Source organism: Pseudomonas sp. HN11, from assembly GCF_021390155.1.
Lineage (GTDB): Bacteria > Pseudomonadota > Gammaproteobacteria > Pseudomonadales > Pseudomonadaceae > Aquipseudomonas.
Genome location: NZ_CP089985.1, coordinates 4,773,525 through 4,790,131, shown reverse-complemented (window position 1 = coordinate 4,790,131; position 16,607 = coordinate 4,773,525). Strand labels below are relative to the sequence as shown.

The 16,607-nt window shown below is 60.6% G+C and carries 19 protein-coding genes; 16 read left to right on the top strand and 3 right to left on the bottom strand.

Annotated elements, in window-relative coordinates:
• Positions 1–19: 19 nt before the first annotated feature.
• The 11 genes from tmk to LVW35_RS21745 all read left to right on the top strand — a co-directional run bounded on the left by tmk (position 20) and on the right by LVW35_RS21745 (position 10,195).
• Positions 20–652, top strand: coding sequence for a dTMP kinase (gene tmk, locus LVW35_RS21795; protein ID WP_233891990.1), 633 nt, complete (start codon positions 20–22; stop codon positions 650–652).
• Positions 645–1,634: a DNA polymerase III subunit delta' gene (locus LVW35_RS21790; RefSeq protein WP_233891989.1), complete on the top strand. Its 990-nt coding sequence runs from the start codon at positions 645–647 to the stop codon at positions 1,632–1,634. Before tmk ends, LVW35_RS21790 begins: the two co-directional genes overlap by 8 nt.
• 63 nt (positions 1,635–1,697) lie before the next feature.
• Positions 1,698–2,483: a TatD family hydrolase gene (locus tag LVW35_RS21785; RefSeq protein WP_233891988.1), complete on the top strand. Its 786-nt coding sequence runs from the start codon at positions 1,698–1,700 to the stop codon at positions 2,481–2,483.
• 445 nt (positions 2,484–2,928) lie between these two features.
• A complete protein-coding gene (locus tag LVW35_RS21780) occupies positions 2,929–3,582 on the top strand; it encodes a TetR/AcrR family transcriptional regulator (RefSeq protein WP_015885425.1) in 654 nt (217 codons plus the stop codon).
• 115 nt (positions 3,583–3,697) lie between these two features.
• On the top strand, positions 3,698–4,666 hold the full coding sequence (locus tag LVW35_RS21775; protein ID WP_233891987.1) for a GTP 3',8-cyclase MoaA: 969 nt from the start codon (positions 3,698–3,700) through the stop codon (positions 4,664–4,666).
• Positions 4,667–4,775: 109 nt separating this feature from the next.
• Positions 4,776–5,381 carry a DUF4823 domain-containing protein gene (locus LVW35_RS21770; protein ID WP_033901260.1) on the top strand — a complete coding sequence of 202 codons (606 nt, stop codon included), beginning with the start codon at positions 4,776–4,778 and terminating at the stop codon, positions 5,379–5,381.
• A 16-nt stretch (positions 5,382–5,397) separates the two neighbouring features.
• Positions 5,398–5,958 carry a DUF1285 domain-containing protein gene (locus tag LVW35_RS21765; protein ID WP_233891986.1) on the top strand — a complete coding sequence of 187 codons (561 nt, stop codon included), beginning with the start codon at positions 5,398–5,400 and terminating at the stop codon, positions 5,956–5,958.
• A gap of 70 nt (positions 5,959–6,028) precedes the next feature.
• Complete coding sequence (locus LVW35_RS21760; protein WP_233891985.1) at positions 6,029–6,742, top strand: GntR family transcriptional regulator; 714 nt, start codon at positions 6,029–6,031, stop codon at positions 6,740–6,742.
• Positions 6,739–7,740, top strand: a complete 1,002-nt coding sequence (locus LVW35_RS21755) for an ADP-ribosylglycohydrolase family protein (RefSeq protein ID WP_233891984.1) — start codon at positions 6,739–6,741, stop codon at positions 7,738–7,740. Before LVW35_RS21760 ends, LVW35_RS21755 begins: the two co-directional genes overlap by 4 nt.
• A 78-nt stretch (positions 7,741–7,818) precedes the next feature.
• Entirely contained in the window at positions 7,819–9,285 is a 1,467-nt protein-coding gene (locus tag LVW35_RS21750; RefSeq protein ID WP_233891983.1) for a purine-cytosine permease family protein, read from the top strand.
• Positions 9,278–10,195, top strand: coding sequence for a PfkB family carbohydrate kinase (locus tag LVW35_RS21745; protein WP_233891982.1), 918 nt, complete (start codon positions 9,278–9,280; stop codon positions 10,193–10,195). Before LVW35_RS21750 ends, LVW35_RS21745 begins: the two co-directional genes overlap by 8 nt.
• A gap of 49 nt (positions 10,196–10,244) precedes the next feature.
• Here the strand turns inward: LVW35_RS21745 and LVW35_RS21740 are convergent, their stop codons facing one another.
• From LVW35_RS21740 to LVW35_RS21730, 3 genes are read right to left on the bottom strand one after another with little or no spacing between them, the layout of a single operon-like run.
• On the bottom strand, positions 10,245–10,625 hold the full coding sequence (locus LVW35_RS21740) for a termination factor Rho (protein ID WP_233891981.1): 381 nt from the start codon (positions 10,623–10,625) through the stop codon (positions 10,245–10,247).
• A gap of 51 nt (positions 10,626–10,676) precedes the next feature.
• Complete coding sequence (locus LVW35_RS21735) at positions 10,677–10,943, bottom strand: hypothetical protein (RefSeq protein ID WP_233891980.1); 267 nt, start codon at positions 10,941–10,943, stop codon at positions 10,677–10,679.
• 51 nt (positions 10,944–10,994) lie between these two features.
• Positions 10,995–11,327 carry a hypothetical protein gene (locus tag LVW35_RS21730; protein WP_233891979.1) on the bottom strand — a complete coding sequence of 111 codons (333 nt, stop codon included), beginning with the start codon at positions 11,325–11,327 and terminating at the stop codon, positions 10,995–10,997.
• Positions 11,328–11,597: 270 nt separating this feature from the next.
• Between LVW35_RS21730 and LVW35_RS21725 the strand changes: the two genes are divergently transcribed.
• The 5 genes from LVW35_RS21725 to araH all read left to right on the top strand — a co-directional run bounded on the left by LVW35_RS21725 (position 11,598) and on the right by araH (position 16,567).
• Complete coding sequence (locus LVW35_RS21725) at positions 11,598–12,077, top strand: GNAT family N-acetyltransferase (protein ID WP_010208407.1); 480 nt, start codon at positions 11,598–11,600, stop codon at positions 12,075–12,077.
• Between the two features lie 176 nt (positions 12,078–12,253).
• Positions 12,254–13,075, top strand: coding sequence for an SDR family oxidoreductase (locus LVW35_RS21720; protein WP_233891978.1), 822 nt, complete (start codon positions 12,254–12,256; stop codon positions 13,073–13,075).
• Positions 13,076–13,107: 32 nt separating this feature from the next.
• A complete protein-coding gene (locus LVW35_RS21715) occupies positions 13,108–14,088 on the top strand; it encodes a substrate-binding domain-containing protein (protein ID WP_233891977.1) in 981 nt (326 codons plus the stop codon).
• Positions 14,085–15,584, top strand: a complete 1,500-nt coding sequence (gene araG / locus LVW35_RS21710) for an L-arabinose ABC transporter ATP-binding protein AraG (RefSeq protein WP_233891976.1) — start codon at positions 14,085–14,087, stop codon at positions 15,582–15,584. The genes LVW35_RS21715 and araG overlap by 4 nt, the downstream gene beginning before the upstream one ends.
• A 17-nt stretch (positions 15,585–15,601) precedes the next feature.
• A complete protein-coding gene (gene araH, locus LVW35_RS21705) occupies positions 15,602–16,567 on the top strand; it encodes an L-arabinose ABC transporter permease AraH (protein ID WP_233891975.1) in 966 nt (321 codons plus the stop codon).
• The last annotated feature ends 40 nt before the right edge of the window (positions 16,568–16,607 follow it).

Sequence of the window (16,607 nt, the reverse complement as noted above, 5' to 3'; positions counted from 1 at the left end):
TTCTGACTAAGGACTGCCTGTGACTGGCTTGTTTATTACCCTGGAAGGCCCCGAAGGCGCCGGCAAAAGCACCAACCGCGATTACCTGGCCGAGCGCTTGCGCGCCGAAGGTATCGAGGTGGTGCTGACCCGCGAGCCCGGCGGCACTCCGCTGGCCGAGCGTATCCGCGAGGTGCTGCTGGCGCCGGGTGAAGAGCAGATGAATCCGGATACCGAGCTGCTGCTGGTGTTCGCCGCCCGTGCCCAGCACTTGGCCGAGGTGATTCGCCCGGCCCTGGCGCGAGGTGCCGTGGTGATCTGCGACCGATTCACCGATTCCACCTATGCCTACCAGGGCGGTGGTCGAGGCCTGTCCCTGGCGCGCATCGCCACTCTCGAAACCTTCGTTCAAGGCGATCTGCGCCCTGACCTGACTCTGGTCTTCGACCTGCCGGTGGAAGTCGGCCTGGCCCGCGCCAGCGCCCGTGGTCGCCTGGACCGTTTCGAGCTGGAAGGCCAGGCCTTCTTTGACGCCGTACGCACCGCGTTCCTCAAACGTGCCGCCGCCGATCCTGCGCGTTACTACTTGCTGGATGCGGCCCAACCGTTGATTCAAGTGCAGCACGCCATCGACGGCCTGTTGCCTGAATTGCTGGTGCGCGCCCGTGGCTGAAGCCTACCCGTGGCAGGACAGCCTGTGGCAACAATTGGCCGGTCGTGCTCAGCACGCCCATGCCTACCTGTTGCATGGTCCGGCAGGGATCGGCAAGCGTGATCTGGCCGAGCGCCTCATGGCCAGCCTGCTGTGCCAGCGCCCGGTCAACCTGGAAGCCTGCGGTGAGTGCAAATCCTGCCTGCTGCTCAAGGCCGGTAGCCATCCGGATAACTACCTGCTGGAGCCCGAGGAAGCCGATAAGGCGATTAAGGTCGACCAGGTGCGCGATCTCGTCAGCTTCGTGGTGCAAACCGCGCAAATGGGCGGGCGCAAAGTCGTGTTGATCGAGCCGGTGGAGGCGATGAATATCAACGCCGCCAACGCCTTGCTCAAGAGTTTGGAAGAGCCGTCCGGCGATACCGTGTTGCTGCTGGTCAGCCACCAGTCCAGCCGTTTGTTGCCGACCATCCGCAGTCGCTGCGTGCAGCAGGCGTGCCCGTTGCCGAGCGAGGCCATGAGCCTTGAGTGGCTGGCGCAGGCATTGCCGGAATGCAGCCACGACGAACGGGTCGAGCTGCTGACCCTGGCTGCCGGATCGCCCTTGGCGGCGGTGAAGCTGCAAGCCCAGGGCGTGCGTGAACAGCGCGCGTTGGTGGTCGATGGCGTAAAGAAACTCATCAAGCAGGAAGTGTCCGCCACCCAACTGGCAGAAACCGCCTGGAAGGATATTCCCCTGCTGTTGCTGTTCGATTGGTTCTGCGATTGGTCGAGCCTGATCCTGCGCTACCAGCTGACCCAGGATGAAAACGGCCTGGGCCTGCCGGATATGCGCAAAGTGGTGCAATACCTGGCGCAGAAAAGTGCCCAGGACAAGGTGCTGACGATCCAGGACTGGATCCTCGCCCAGCGCCAGAAAGTGCTCGGCAAGGCCAACCTCAACCGCGTGTTGTTGCTCGAAGCACTGCTGGTGCAGTGGGTTGGGTTGCTCGGGCGCCGTTAATTTCCGTGGCCGATGAGGGTATCGTCGGCCAGATACTTTTAGTGACTTAAGTTGCAGATCCCTATGCTCGTAGATTCCCATTGCCACCTTGACCGTCTCGACCTGACCCAACATGGCGGCTCCCTTGATGCTGCCCTCGAAGCTGCACGCCAGCGCGGGGTAGGGCACTTCCTGTGCATCGGCGTCAGCGCGGAAAACGCGGCCGACGTCAAAGCCTTGGCTGATCGCTATGCCGATGTGGATTGCTCGGTGGGCATCCACCCGCTGGACCTCAAGCCTGGCGAAGCTCCAGCGCTTGATTGGCTGCTGACTGAGCTCAATCACCCACGGGTGGTGGCCATCGGCGAAACCGGCCTGGATTACCACTACGAGCCCGAAGCCGCCGAGTTGCAGCAGTCCTCCTTCCGCCTGCATCTGCAAGCTGCTCAGCAGACCGGCAAACCTGTGATCATCCACACCCGTGGCGCGCGTGCCGACACGCTGACGCTGCTTCGCGAAGCCGCGCTACCCCAGGCCGGGGTGCTGCATTGCTTTACCGAAGACTGGGACATGGCCAAGGCGGCACTGGACCTGGGGTTCTACATTTCCCTGTCGGGCATCGTCACCTTCCGCAACGCTGATGCCCTGCGCGACGTCGCGCGCCAAGTGCCGGCCGACCGTCTGCTGGTGGAAACCGATTCGCCGTACCTGGCGCCCATTCCTCATCGCGGCAAGCCGAACCTGCCGGAATACGTACGCGATGTGGCGGATTACCTGGCGATGCTGCGCGGCGAGTCCTACGAGCGCTTTGCCGAGCAGACTACCGAGAACTTCAAGCGCCTGTTCCCGTTGGCCCACGTAGCCGGCTGACGTTGCCAAATCCCAAGCAAAAAAAACCCGGGTTCTGGGGGGGGAATCCGGGTTAAGACCATTAGGAGTAAAACAAGGGTACGCGGTCCGTTGGTACCCAGGTCGGCGCGTCACTTGGGGGAGATGTCACGCCGACAGTTCAAGTATTGATCAGTATCGGATTCAGTCCAGTCGCGACTGGTCGTTTTTTAAACAGATTTGGAATACGCGCGCTTCGCTTGAGTTCTCATTAGGCAGGAGCACGGCGGCAGTTGTTGCGTATTATTTCTGACTGATATCCATGAAAACGTTGGCGCACTGAAAGTAAAAGGCGTTTCGGGTTCACATAGGCATTGCCCAGCGACCGTTCAGTCGGGATAATCCCTCATACCGGGTAAATCGTATCGCCGCGTATCCGTGGCCCTGCGCAACCCTCCCTATTTCGACCTTTGCAGACCTTTTCCTCATGCACAAAGAACCCCGTAAGGTCCGTGAGTTTCGCCGCCGTGAGCAGGAAATTCTCGACACCGCACTCAAACTGTTCCTCGAACAGGGTGAAGACAGCGTCACCGTCGAGATGATCGCGGATGCCGTGGGTATCGGCAAAGGCACGATCTACAAGCACTTCAAGTCCAAGGCCGAGATCTACCTGCGCCTGATGCTCGACTACGAGCGCGACTTGAACGAGCTGCTGCATTCGGCGGATGTGGACAAGGACAAGGAAGCCCTGTCCCGTGCCTACTTCGAGTTCCGTATGCGTGACCCGCAGCGCTACCGCCTGTTCGACCGCCTGGAAGAAAAGGTGGTCAAGGGCCATCAGGTGCCGGAGATGGTCGAGGAACTGCACAAGATCCGTGCTTCGAACTTCGAACGCCTGACCTTGTTGATCAAGGGCCGCATCAGCGAAGGCAAGCTCGAAGACGTGCCCCCGTATTTCCACTACTGCGCCGCCTGGGCTTTGGTGCACGGCGCCGTGGCGCTGTACCACTCGCCGTTCTGGAGCAATGTGCTGGAAGATCAGGAAGGGTTCTTCCAGTTCCTGATGGACATCGGCGTGCGCATGGGCAACAAGCGCAAGCACAGTAGCGAGCAACCGCCGCTGGAATCGCCTTCCACGTAATGATTTGCTGCCACGCGTAGTACCCCAGGAATATACTCAGGCAAGGACTCTTGCTAAAAGCTGATTTATCAGTCAGCTTTTAGCGCGCCCGAATCATCCTCTGTCGGAGTGATCCATGATCGTTGATCGTCAAGGCAGGCGTTTTCGCAATTTGCGGATCAGCCTGACCTCAGCCTGCAATTACGCGTGTACCTACTGCGTGCCTAACGGCAAGCGGCTAGTGGCTGCCCAGGACGAACTCTCGGCCGAGGCCATGGCCCGTGGTGTGGAATACCTGATCGAAGCGGCGGGCATCGACCGCCTGCGTATCACTGGCGGCGAGCCGTTGGTCAGCCCCAAGCTGGAAGCCTTCATGGGCGCGGTCGGGCAGATGGGGCTCAGTGACATCAGCCTGACCACCAACGGCCAACTGCTGGCGCGTAAACTGCCGCTGCTGGTCGAGGCCGGGATCAAGCGCATCAATGTCTCCCTCGATACCCTGGATGCGGACGCCTTCCGCAGCATCGCCCGTGGCGGCGACCTGGCCACCGTACTCGACGGCATGGACCAGGCCCGCGCCGCCGGAATCAAGATCAAGGTCAACATGGTGCCGTTGCGCGGCCAGAACCTCGACCAGGTGATGCCGCTGCTCGAGTACTGCTTGGAGCGTGGTTATGAACTGCGCTTTATCGAACTGATGCGCATGGGCCATCTGGCCAAGGACTCCAACGCGTTTCTGCAGCAATTTGTCAGCCTGCAACAGCTACTGGGCCTGATCGGCGAACAGCATGAATACCTGCAAGCCAATGCGCCCATTGACGCGACCGCAGTACGTTATGAAATACCCGGCAAGGGCTATTTCGGAGTAATCGCCAACGAAAGCGTGCCGTTCTGCCGGACCTGTTCGCGGTTGCGGTTGTCGTCCACCGGCTGGCTGCATGGCTGCCTGTCGTCGAGCAACCGCCACTATGTCGGCGACCTTCTGGACAAACCCCGCCATCAGGCGCTGCCGGCGCTGCAGGGCCTGTTGATGAAGGCGTTGGGTGACAAGCAGGAAGTGGCCTTCTCTGGCGGCGCCACCATCATGAAAATCATCGGCGGCTGACGCGGAGTTCTAAGCTTGAAGCTTGAAGCTTGTAACTGCTCCCCTGGCCCAGAACCTGCATCTCACGCCCATTCGCCGGTTTTCCGTCACCGGCTTCTGGAGGATTAGGATGCGTAGTCTGGTTTTGCTGCTGGCGTCGTTGACGCTGAGTGGTTGCATGACCGTCAGCGATATGGCCGAAGGCACCCGCTATCAGATGAGCGATGCCGGTTTGCTGGACCACAGCGATACCCGTCGCACCGCCTCGGTTCGCATACAGCCGGACTCTTTCGTGTTTATCGCCCAAGGTGCCTTTGTGCCGCCGGGCAGCGCTTATCCGCGTCCAAACGTGGTGGCCGAGGAAGCCTTCAACGGTTTCATCGAATATTTCCCCATGGTGCGTCGCGCCCGTCAGCCGGAAGGTCTGGAGCAGGCAATGTCCGAAGCCCGTGCGGCCGGCGCTCACTACCTGCTGTACTGCCGTTTCGCCAAGGCGGATGACCGTATTGGCAATGCCGATGAGTGGGCCGACCAGGAAGCCCTCGACCGCGTCGGGTTGGACAGCGGGGTCATCCAGATCATGTTGATCGAGACCAGCACCCAGTATTTGATCGATACTGCACGTATTCGCAGTCGTGGCGGTTTACTGACGTTCCACGACAACAAGCCAGAAGATCTGATTGCCCGCCCGCTGAGGCAGTACGCCCGCAGCCTGCTGGGCATGAGTGATCAATAAGTACCAGGAGAACCCTATGACCGATTCCGCCAAGGCTAACGATCTGTTGGCCCAACTGCCCAAGGGCAAGGGACCGGCGCCGGTACATCTGTGGAACCCGGACTTCTGCGGCCACATCGATATGCGCATCGCACGCGATGGCACCTGGTTCTATCAGGGCACACCGATCGGGCGTAAGCCGATGGTCAAGCTGTTCTCAAACATCATCCGCCGCGATGGCGATGATTACTTCCTGGTCACTCCCGTGGAAAAGGTCGGCATCAGCGTCGACGATGCGCCGTTCGTTGCTGTGACTCTGGACGTCCAAGGGCAGGGCGAAAGTCAGGTATTGCGCTTTACCACCAACGTGGACGATCAAATTGAAGCAGGCCTTGAACACCCACTGCGGGTGGTGATCGACCCGGTTACCCAGGAACCCGCGCCCTATCTGCGGGTTCGCACCAACCTCGAAGCCCTGGTGCATCGCAACGTGTTCTACCAATTGGTGGAGTTGGCGGTGAGCCGTGCGATCAACGGTCAGAACTGGCTCGGCGTGTGGAGCGGCGGGGAGTTTTTCCGTATCGGCCTGGAACCCTGAGGCCAGTTTTTTCATCTCCCTGTAATAATTCGCTTGCTGCCAACGTGCACTTTCGGTTATCAATTTGTACATGATTAGACATGTTCGATTTGATAAGAAAAAACGCGTCGTCGACGAGCTCATCCGCCGTATCGAGGGTGGGGTGATGGCTGACGGTTTCCTGTTGCCGGGCGAGCATCAATTGGCCGAGGAGTTTGCGGTCAGCCGTGGCACCCTGCGCGAAGCCCTCGCCGAGCTGAAGCGGCGCAACTACATCGCGACCCAGAGCGGCGTCGGTTCCATCGTCACCTTTGACGGTATGGTGCTCGACCAACGCAGCGGTTGGGCCCAGGCCCTGGCCGACACAGGGGCGCGGGTGAACACCGATATCCTGCGCCTTGAAGCGGTGACCCGTCCCGACCTGCTCAGCCGTTTCGGCAGTGACCAGTTCATCGCCCTCGACCGCCGCCGCCGCACTACTGACGGCACGGCGGTATCCCTGGAACGTTCATTGATGCCCGCGTCCGGCGGCCTGGAAAGCCTGCCGAGAGTCGGCCTGATCGATAACTCCCTGACCATCACCCTGGCCGCGTACGGATACGTCGGCGCTGAAGGTGACCAGTGGATCGGCGCCGAGCCCCTCAGCGACGAAGATGCCGAGTTGCTTGGCCGTCCTGCGGGCACAGTGTTTCTCAAGGCTTCACGGACTACCTACGACCGACGCGAGCGTCTCATGGAGCACGTCGAAAGCTTGCTCGACCCTCTGCACTTTCGCCTGCACCTCCAGTTTGGAAACCCGAAATGAGCCCGCATACTCGCGCCCTCGGCGCTTTCTACGGCCTGGCGCTGGGCGATGCCTTGGGCATGCCTACCCAGTCCTTGAGCCGCGAGCAGGTCCGGGCGCGTTTCGGCGCCATCACTGGCCTTGAAGATGCCGACGCCGACCAGCCCATCGCGCCGAACATGCCCGCCGGTTCCATCACCGATGACACTGAGCAGGCAATCCTGGTGGGCGAGTTGCTGGTGGAAGGACAGGGCGTCATCGAACCGACGGTGCTCGCGCAACGCCTGATCGACTGGGAAGCGGTGATGCGCGCCAAGGGTTCGCAGGATTTGCTCGGCCCCTCCACCAAGCGCGCGATCGATATGATCCTCGCCGGCCACACGCCGGAAGAATCCGGCCGCTACGGCACCACCAACGGCGCTGCGATGCGCATCACCCCTGTGGGGATTGCCGCCGACGTCAGCGACCCGGCGCAGTTTATCCAGGCAGTGATCCAGGCCTGCCAGGTCACCCATAACACCACCCTGGGAATTTCCAGCGCGGCGGCAGTGGCGGCGGTGGTATCGGCTGGCATCAACGGGGTGGACCTGGGGGAGGCGCTGAACATCGGCACCCAGATTGCCCAGCAAGCGGAGGGCCACGGTCACTGGATTGCCGGGGGGCGTGTTTCCACGCGCATCAGTTGGGCGCGCACCTTGAGCGTCGGCAGCGGCGACAAAGCCCTGTTCGCCGACCTGCTCTACGAATTGATTGGTACTTCCGTGGCGTCCCAGGAGTCGGTGGTGGTGTCGTTCGCCCTGGCCCAGCAAGTGGCGGTGGGGGAAATGAGTGCTTTGGAGGCGTTGTGCCTGGCCGCCAGCCTTGGCGGTGACACCGACACCATTGCCGCCATTCTCGGCGCCATGCTCGGTGCGTGCCTGGGGATGCAGTGCTGGCCCGAGGCGATGATCGAACAGGTCAAGCAGGTCAATGGCCTGGATTTGCAGCCACTGGTTCAAGAGCTGTTGAACATGCGCTGAGTCAGGACGACCGGAAACACGATTCGCTTTGTACACCTGCCACAACCACAACAATACAGGCACCAGGAGCATCCCCTCATGAGCAGCACCTCTTCCGGCCAAAGTGTCGGGCAATTGGAAACTCGCGGTATCGAACCGGTGCCTGAAGGCGAATGCAACGGGCACCCGCTGCAACTGTTCTGGGTGTGGTTCGCCGCCAATATCAGCATCCTCGGCTTGCCGCTCGGCGCTACATTGGTGGCGTTTCGCGGCCTGGCGATCTGGCAGGCAATCATCGTGGCGATCCTCGGCGCTGCCGGTTCTTTCGCGGTGGTGGGCATCATCTCAATCGCTGGCCGTCGCGGTCGCGCGCCGAGCCTGACCCTGTCCCGCGCGATCTTCGGCGTGCGCGGCAATATCGGGCCGACGTTGGTGTCGCTGATGTCGCGCCTGGGCTGGGAGACGGTCAACACCACCACCGCTGCGTTTGTACTGCTGTCGTTGTGCTCTATCCTGTTCGGGTCGCCGGTCGAGGCGAAAAGCGCGCCGGTGCTGACCCTGATCTTTATCGCGATCTTCGTGCTGTTGACCCTGTCGGTTTCCGGGCTGGGCCACGCCACCTTGCTGGTGATCCAGAAGTGGGCCACCTATGTGTTCGGCGCCTTGAATATTCTGGTCGGCGGCTTCCTCTGCGCCACCATCGATTGGAGCGCGGTGTTCAATGCCACCCCGGCACCGCTCAGCGCGATGATCATCGGCGTTGGCACCATGGCTGCCGGCACCGGTATCGGCTGGGCTAACGCAGGTGCTGATATGTCGCGCTACCAGCACCGCAGCGTCAAGGCCGTGCGTCTGGTGGCGTCTGCTGCTTTTGGTGCGGGCATTCCGCTGGTGTTGCTGATCACCCTCGGCGGCTTGCTGTCGGTGGGCAACAACGATCTGGCCTCGGCCACCGACCCGATCATCGCGATCCGCGACATGCTGCCGACCTGGATGGCGGTGCCGTACCTGATCACCGCGTTTGGTGGGCTGCTGCTGTCCAACAACCTGTCGGTGTATTCGGCGGGCCTCACCACCTTGACCCTGGGCTTGAAGGTCAAGCGCGTGCACGCGGTGATCGTCGACATCCTGGCGATCTTTGCCGGTTCGATTTACTTCATGCTGATTGCCGACAGTTTCTACGGCCCGTTCATCACCTTTATCTCGTTGCTGGCGGTGCCGATCACGGCGTGGGTCGGCATCTTCGTGGTCGACCTGATCCATCGTCACTACTACAGCCCCAAGGACCTGCTGGACGTTAGCCCGAGCAGCGCCTATTGGTATCGCGGCGGTGTGGAATGGCGTGCGTTCGGCGCCTGGGCCGTGGCGATCGTGCTGGGTTTCAGCTTCACCACCATCGGCACTACTGCCGAAAACATCTGGTTCGCCGGGCCTTTGTCCGATTCCTGGCTGGGCCACAACGGCCTTGGCTGGATCGTCACTTTCCTGGTGGCCGGCGGGATTTATGCAGTGCTGGGTGGCGCGGCTGACCGTCGCCCGGCTTGGGTAGAGCGTCCTGATGTCTAGATTGCTGCACACCGGCCAGGTCATCGTTGACCTGGTCATGGCCCTCGACACCCTGCCCGCCACTGGCGGCGACGTGCTGGCGCAATCGGCGAGCTTTGAGGCCGGGGGTGGCTTCAATGTGATGGCCGCTGCGCGGCGTAATGGGCTGCCGGTGGTCTATCTTGGGCGTCACGGTAACGGGCGCTTTGGCGATCTGGCCCGTGCAGCGATGCAGGCTGAGGGCATTGAAATGGCCCTGGCCGCCAGCGATGGCAAGGACACCGGTTTGTGCGTGTCCCTGACCGAAGCCACCACCGAACGCACCTTTATCTCCCACATCGGCGCCGAGGGTGAATTGAGTGCCGAGGACCTGACCAAGGTTGCGCCGCGGGCTGACGATTATGTGTACGTCAGCGGCTACAGCTTGCTGCTGGAGGGCAAGGCGCAGCCGCTGATCGACTGGTTGCTGGGGTTGCCACGCGAGACCGTGGTGGTGTTCGATCCAGGTCCGCTGGTGAAGACGCCGGACTCGGCCTTAATGCGTGCGTTATTGCCGCGCATCGACATCTGGACCAGCAATGGCCCGGAAGCCCTGGCGTTTACCGGTACTTTGGATATCGCTGCCGCGCTGCCCGAGCTGAGCCGACACCTGCGCGCCGATACGCTGCTGGTGGTTCGTGATGGGCCCAATGGCTGCTGGGTAGGGCAAACGGGGGCGGTTGAGCATGTGCCCGGTTTCAAAGTGCAGGCAGTGGACAGCAACGGTGCCGGGGATGCCCATGCGGGAGTGTTTATTGCTGGCCTTGCGAAGGGTTTAAAACCTGCTGGAGCGGCACGTCGGGCGAATGCCGCCGCAGCCTTGGCGGTGACACGTTGGGGACCTGCAACTTCCCCAGGCACTGCCGAAGTCGACGTACTCCTCACTGAATAAACACGTCAAAAACTGTAGGCGCCGACAAGCCGGCGCCTACAGTGGGTGTTCAGCCGGCTTTGCGCAGTGCTTCGATCAATTGATCCTTACGCATGCTTGATCGGCCCGGTATATCCTTGGCCCGCGCTTCTTTCAGCAGGCTTTCCTTGGTCTGGGTCGCCAGCGAAGCGCGGCTGCTGCGTGGTTGGCCCTCACGCGTGGCCGCGGCACGCTTGGCGGATGCGTGCCGGTCCGCGGCTTTCCTGGCCGGCGCTTTGCGCTGACCCGAACCGCCGGCCTTTTCGCCCCCGCCAGACTGCTTGTTCACGGTGGCCCAGGCACGGGCTTCAGCTTCATCCTTGGGTACGCCTTTGTGCTCATAACTCTCTTCTATACGAGCGGCTTTGCGCTTCTGTGCGGCGGTGTATTTGGCTTTGCTTCCAAGAGGCATTGCGATACTCCTACTGGCCCCGGCAGCGGGGCCAGACCAGACAAAAATGAATTACTGCGGGCCAGCACCGTCGAGCTTGCGTGCCTCATCCACACCGGATGCGGTCAGCTTGATCGGCAAGTTCAACGAATATTCACCGGCGTCGTCGGTGGTCACATGCCCATCCTTGATCAACCCCCGGTCCTGCAGGAACGCCAAGACACTGGCGACCTCTTTCTCGCTGCGGTAGTTATCCAGCACCTCCTTGCCCAACCCTTGCGGATGAGCGTGCAGCAGGCGGGTGAGGACTTCTTTTTCAAGGTTTCTATCGACGTTCATGCGTACCTCTTCACTGGGAAATGATCGGGTGTTCGTCTCGCGTTCGATGAATCAAGGCGCCGGCTGTTTTGGGGCACCTGGGACGTTGGAGTCATCGCCCTTGTTGATATTGGGCTGATTGATCGCTGGGCCCATTTTACCGTTGCCCACGGCAGCCGGAGCCTGGCGTTGGGTGTCGTTGCCTTTGGTGCGCGGATCGGCGCTATTATCGATGACCGCACCACCATTGGTGTCCATGCCGGTGCCCATGGATTTCTGGGATTCGGTGGTGGCGTCCGGTGTTGGGTCGGTCGGCCCGGTGGTCGAGCTGGCGGCAAAGACGCTCAGCGACGCAGCAGACAACAGGCCGGTGAGAGCGAGGGCAGCGAACTTGGAATTTTTCATGAGGGTGTCTCCATATGATTAATGTCCTTACCCTTTATTGGTCAGCCCGGCCCTGGCGTTCGTGCCTTGATGGCGACGAACGGTCTTGGCTTACCTGTAAGATTTTGTGTGCCGAGGTCCGTCGCCAGCTTAACCAGCCCGTTGATCACCGAAATGCTGAGTGGCGCCAGCGTTAGCTATGGACGGCGTAAGAGCGCGCCGTGAAATTGCGCTGCATTCAGTCATCAAAGCGCCTTAGTATGTCTGCTTTGAAATTGCCAAGGCTTGCCCATGACCATCGAGATTCGCCCCGCCGTGCCCAGCGATGCTGCGCAGATCCTGACCTTCATCACCGAGCTTGCCGAGTACGAAAAAGCCCGGCATGAAGTGATCGCCAGTGTGGTGGATATCGAGCGCAGCCTGTTCAGCGAGGGCGCCACTGCCCACGGCCTGATCTGTTTGCGCGATGGCCTGCCGATTGGTTTTGCGGTGTTCTTCTTCAGCTACTCCACCTGGCTCGGCAGCAACTGCCTGTACCTGGAAGACCTCTACATCAACCCGGAACAACGCGGCGGCGGGGCGGGCAAGAAACTGCTGCGCCACTTGGCGAAGATCGCGTTCGACAACGGTTGCGGGCGCTTTGAATGGAGCGTGCTGGACTGGAACGAACCGGCGATTGCCTTCTACAAATCCATCGGCGCCCAGCCGCAGGAAGAGTGGGTGCGTTATCGCATGGAAGGCGATGCGCTGCGCGACTTCGCCCTCGGCTAGCACGCTTGAGTAAACGCTGAAGATCTAAAAATGTGGAAGCGGGCTTGCTCGCTCCCACATTTTTTTGAGTTACGCTCAATATATGGGATTAGAATTTATATATTGAGATATTTCAAATGATGGGTTTATAGTCGGCTGCATCAGCACTCACTACCAAAAATAAAACAGGTGAAGCGATGCAGGCACAACCGTTGTCACTCCCTGCCGTGCCCGAGCCAACCTATGGCGAACGGCTCAAAGGCAAAGTGGTGATCATCACCGGCGGCGCCCAGGGCATTGGCGAGGCGATCGTCGCGTGTTTCCAGGCTCAGCAGGCGCGCTTGATCATCGCGGATATCCAAGGCGAAAAGGTCGAGCAGGTCGCCGCCCGCTGGCGTGAACGCGGCGCCGAGATCTACGCGCAATCAGTCGACATCACGTCAAACGATCAATGGCAGGCCCTGGTCAGTCTGGCTATGGAACGCTTCGGCCGCGTGGATGTGCTGGTCAATTGCGCCGGGGTCAATGTGTTCCGCGACCCACTGGAAATGACCGACGAAGATTGGCGGCGCTGCTTCGCCATCGATCTCGACGGTGCCTGGTTCGGCTGCCGCGCGGTGTTGCCGCACATGATCGAGCAGGGCATCGGCAACATCATCAACATTGCTTCCACCCATTCCAGCCACATCATACCCGGCTGCTTTCCCTATCCCGTGGCCAAGCATGGCTTGCTCGGCCTGACCCGCGCCCTCGGCATCGAATACGCACCCAAGGGCATTCGCGTGAATGCTATCGCGCCGGGTTATATCGAAACCCAGCTCAACGTCGACTACTGGAACGGTTTCCCCGACCCCCACGCCGAGCGCCAGCGCGCGTTCGACCTGCACCCACCCAAGCGCATCGGCCAGCCGATTGAAGTGGCGATGACGGCACTGTTCCTGGCGACCGACGAGGCACCCTTTATCAATGCAACCTGCCTGATGATCGATGGCGGGCGTTCTGTGATGTACCACGACTAAATCGTTTTTCTATAACAAGAAGGAGGTGGTCCATGTTCAAGAAGACGCTAGGCACCCTGGCACTGGCGATGGCATTCAGCGGCTTCGTATCGGCTGAAGAAGTGAAGATCGGCTTCCTGGTCAAACAGGCCGAAGAGCCCTGGTTCCAGACCGAATGGGCCTTCGCTGAAAAAGCCGGCAAGGAGCACGGTTTTACCGTGATCAAGATCGCTGTGCCGGATGGTGAGAAAACCCTCTCGGCCATCGACAGCTTGGCCGCCAATGGCGCCAAGGGCTTTGTGATCTGCCCGCCGGATGTGTCCCTCGGTCCGGCTATTGTCGCTAAGGCCAAAGTCAACGGCTTGAAGGTGATGGCGGTGGACGATCGCTTTGTCGATGCCAAAGGCAACTTCATGGAAGACGTGCCGTACCTGGGCATGGCTGCTTTCGAAGTCGGGCAGAAGCAAGGTGCCGCCATGGCTGGCGAAGCAAAAAAACGCGGCTGGGACTGGAAAGAAACCTACGCCGTGATCAACACCTACAACGAACTCGATACCGGCAAGAAACGTACCGACGGTTCGATCAAATCCCTGGAAGAGGCCGGTATTCCAAAGGACCATATCCTGACCGCCGCACTCAAGACCCTTGATGTTCCCGGCAGCATGGACGCTACCAACTCAGCCCTGGTCAAACTGCCCAGCGGCGCGAAAAACCTGATCATCGGCGGCATGAACGACAACACCGTGCTGGGCGGCGTGCGCGCCACCGAAAGCGCCGGTTTCAAAGCAGCCAACGTGATTGGTATTGGCATCAATGGCACTGACGCCATTGGCGAATTGAAGAAAGCTGACAGTGGCTTCTTTGGTTCGATGCTGCCCAGCCCGCATATCGAAGGCTACAACACGGCGCTGGCGATGTACGAGTGGGTCACCACCGGTAAAGAGCCCGCCAAGTACACCGCCATGGACGAAGTGACCCTGATCACCCGTGACAACTTCCAGGCTGAACTGACCAAAATCGGGCTGTGGAAATGACCGGCGCGGCCCTGCGTTTCAACGGCATCGGCAAGGAGTTTCCCGGTGTGAAAGCCCTGGCGCAGATCAGCTTTGAAGCGCGGCCGCGCGAGGTGCATGCGTTGATGGGCGAGAACGGCGCGGGTAAGTCGACGCTGCTGAAGATCCTCGGCGGTGCCTACCTGCCCAGCAGCGGCACGTTGCAGATCGGCGAGCAGACCATGGACTTCAAGTCGGCCGCCGACAGCATCGCCAGTGGCGTGGCGGTGATTCACCAGGAGCTGCATCTGGTACCGGAAATGACCGTCGCCGAAAACCTGTTCCTTGGGCATCTGCCGACGCGCTTCGGGGTGGTCAACCGCAGCCAGTTGCGCAAGCAAGCGTTGGCCTGCCTCAAAGGCCTGGCCGATGAAATCGACCCCGACGAAAAGCTCGGCCGCCTGTCTCTCGGCCAACGCCAACTGGTGGAAATCGCCAAGGCGTTGTCCCGTGGCGCCCATGTGATTGCCTTCGACGAACCCACCAGCAGCTTGTCGGCGCGGGAGATCGACCGCTTGATGGCGATCATCACGCGCCTGCGCGACGAGGGCAAAGTGGTGCTCTATGTGTCGCACCGCATGGAAGAAGTATTCCGCATCTGCAACGCGGTGACGGTGTTCAAGGACGGCCGTTATGTGCGCACTTTCGACGATATGAACGCGCTGACCCACGACCAGTTGGTGACGTGCATGGTCGGTCGCGATATCCAGGACATCTACGATTACCGGCCACGGGAACAGGGCGACGTGGCGCTGAAGGTCGAGGGATTGCTCGGGCCGGGACTGCGTGAGCCGGTCAGCCTGCAGGTGCACAAGGGCGAGATTCTTGGCCTGTTCGGATTGGTCGGGGCAGGGCGTACGGAGCTGTTTCGGCTGCTGAGCGGTTTGACCCGCAGCACCGCCGGCAGCCTGGAACTCTGCGGGCAAACACTGCAGTTGCGTTCAACGCGCGATGCGATTGCTGCCGGCGTGCTGCTGTGCCCGGAAGACCGCAAGAAGGAGGGCATCATCCCGCTGTCCAGCGTGGCCGAGAACATCAATATCAGCGCACGTGGTGCCCATTCCACGTTTGGCTGGCTGCTGCGCGATGGCTGGGAAAAGCACAACGCCGACCATCAAATCAAAGCCATGAAGGTCAAGACGCCGAACGCCGATCAGAAAATCATGTACCTCTCCGGCGGTAATCAGCAGAAGGCCATTCTCGGCCGTTGGCTGTCGATGCCGATGAAGGTGCTGCTGTTGGATGAGCCGACCCGTGGCATCGATATCGGCGCCAAGTCGGAGATCTACCAGATCATCCACAACCTGGCCGCCCGCGGTATTGCGGTGATCGTGGTGTCCAGCGACCTGATGGAAGTGATGGGCATCAGCGACCGCATCCTGGTGATGAGCGAAGGCGCCCTGACCGGCGAACTCACCCGCGACCAGGCGGACGAAGCCCGACTGTTGCAACTGGCTCTCCCGCGTTCGCGGGCTTGAAGAATTCGAGGTGAATGATGTCTGAGGTAAAAACTGCAAAGGGCTTTTGGCCGGGTTTCAACCAGCGCAAGTTCCTCGATGACTGGGCGATGCTGCTCGCCGCATTGAGCATTTTCGTGCTCAGTGCGTTGTTTATCGATAATTTCCTTTCGCCGCTGAACATGCGCGGGCTGGGTCTGGCGATTTCCACCGTGGGCATTGCGGCGTGCACCATGCTGTTCTGTCTGGCGTCGGGGCATTTCGACTTGTCGGTGGGCTCGGTGATTGCCTGTGCCGGCGTGGTCGCGGGCATCGTGATCCGCGACACCGACAGCGTGATCCTCGGTGTGTCCGCCGCGTTGGCCATGGGCCTGGTGGTGGGGCTGATCAACGGCATTGTCATCGCCAAGCTGCGCATCAATGCATTGATCGCGACCTTGGCGACCATGCAGATCGTGCGCGGCCTGGCCTACATCTTCTCCAACGGCAAGGCCGTCGGGGTGATGGACGAAGGTTTCTTCGTGTTCGGCAACGGCCAACTGATGGGCGTGCCGGTGCCGATCATCATCACCGTGCTGTGCTTTGTGTTTTTTGGCTGGTTGCTCAACTACACCACCTATGGGCGCAACACCATGGCCATCGGCGGTAACCAGGAAGCGGCGTTGCTGGCCGGGGTGAATGTTGATCGCACCAAGATCATCATCTTTGCCGTGCACGGCTTGATCGGTGCGCTGGCCGGGGTGATCCTCGCCTCGCGCATGACCTCGGGCCAGCCGATGATTGGTCAGGGCTTTGAGCTGACCGTGATCTCGGCGTGCGTATTGGGTGGGGTGTCGTTGAGTGGCGGCATCGGCATGATCCGCCATGTGATTGCCGGGGTGCTGATTTTGGCGATCATCGAGAATGCGATGAACCTGAAGAACATCGACACCTTTTACCAGTATGTGATCAGGGGTTCGATCCTGTTGCTGGCCGTCATCATCGACCGCATGAAGCAGCGCTAGGAAGAACCCGCTCCCACATTTGGATCTCCACTGTACTGAG

Coding starts and splice junctions, on each gene's coding strand:
- LVW35_RS21785 (WP_233891988.1), top strand. CDS start 1,698: ATGCTCGTAGATTCCCATTGCCACCTTGACCGTCTCGACCTGACCCAA.
- LVW35_RS21780 (WP_015885425.1), top strand. CDS start 2,929: ATGCACAAAGAACCCCGTAAGGTCCGTGAGTTTCGCCGCCGTGAGCAG.
- LVW35_RS21775 (WP_233891987.1), top strand. CDS start 3,698: ATGATCGTTGATCGTCAAGGCAGGCGTTTTCGCAATTTGCGGATCAGC.
- LVW35_RS21770 (WP_033901260.1), top strand. CDS start 4,776: ATGCGTAGTCTGGTTTTGCTGCTGGCGTCGTTGACGCTGAGTGGTTGC.
- LVW35_RS21765 (WP_233891986.1), top strand. CDS start 5,398: ATGACCGATTCCGCCAAGGCTAACGATCTGTTGGCCCAACTGCCCAAG.
- LVW35_RS21760 (WP_233891985.1), top strand. CDS start 6,029: ATGATTAGACATGTTCGATTTGATAAGAAAAAACGCGTCGTCGACGAG.
- LVW35_RS21755 (WP_233891984.1), top strand. CDS start 6,739: ATGAGCCCGCATACTCGCGCCCTCGGCGCTTTCTACGGCCTGGCGCTG.
- LVW35_RS21750 (WP_233891983.1), top strand. CDS start 7,819: ATGAGCAGCACCTCTTCCGGCCAAAGTGTCGGGCAATTGGAAACTCGC.
- LVW35_RS21745 (WP_233891982.1), top strand. CDS start 9,278: ATGTCTAGATTGCTGCACACCGGCCAGGTCATCGTTGACCTGGTCATG.
- LVW35_RS21740 (WP_233891981.1), bottom strand. CDS start 10,625: ATGCCTCTTGGAAGCAAAGCCAAATACACCGCCGCACAGAAGCGCAAA.
- LVW35_RS21735 (WP_233891980.1), bottom strand. CDS start 10,943: ATGAACGTCGATAGAAACCTTGAAAAAGAAGTCCTCACCCGCCTGCTG.
- LVW35_RS21730 (WP_233891979.1), bottom strand. CDS start 11,327: ATGAAAAATTCCAAGTTCGCTGCCCTCGCTCTCACCGGCCTGTTGTCT.
- LVW35_RS21725 (WP_010208407.1), top strand. CDS start 11,598: ATGACCATCGAGATTCGCCCCGCCGTGCCCAGCGATGCTGCGCAGATC.
- LVW35_RS21720 (WP_233891978.1), top strand. CDS start 12,254: ATGCAGGCACAACCGTTGTCACTCCCTGCCGTGCCCGAGCCAACCTAT.
- LVW35_RS21715 (WP_233891977.1), top strand. CDS start 13,108: ATGTTCAAGAAGACGCTAGGCACCCTGGCACTGGCGATGGCATTCAGC.
- araG (WP_233891976.1), top strand. CDS start 14,085: ATGACCGGCGCGGCCCTGCGTTTCAACGGCATCGGCAAGGAGTTTCCC.
- araH (WP_233891975.1), top strand. CDS start 15,602: ATGTCTGAGGTAAAAACTGCAAAGGGCTTTTGGCCGGGTTTCAACCAG.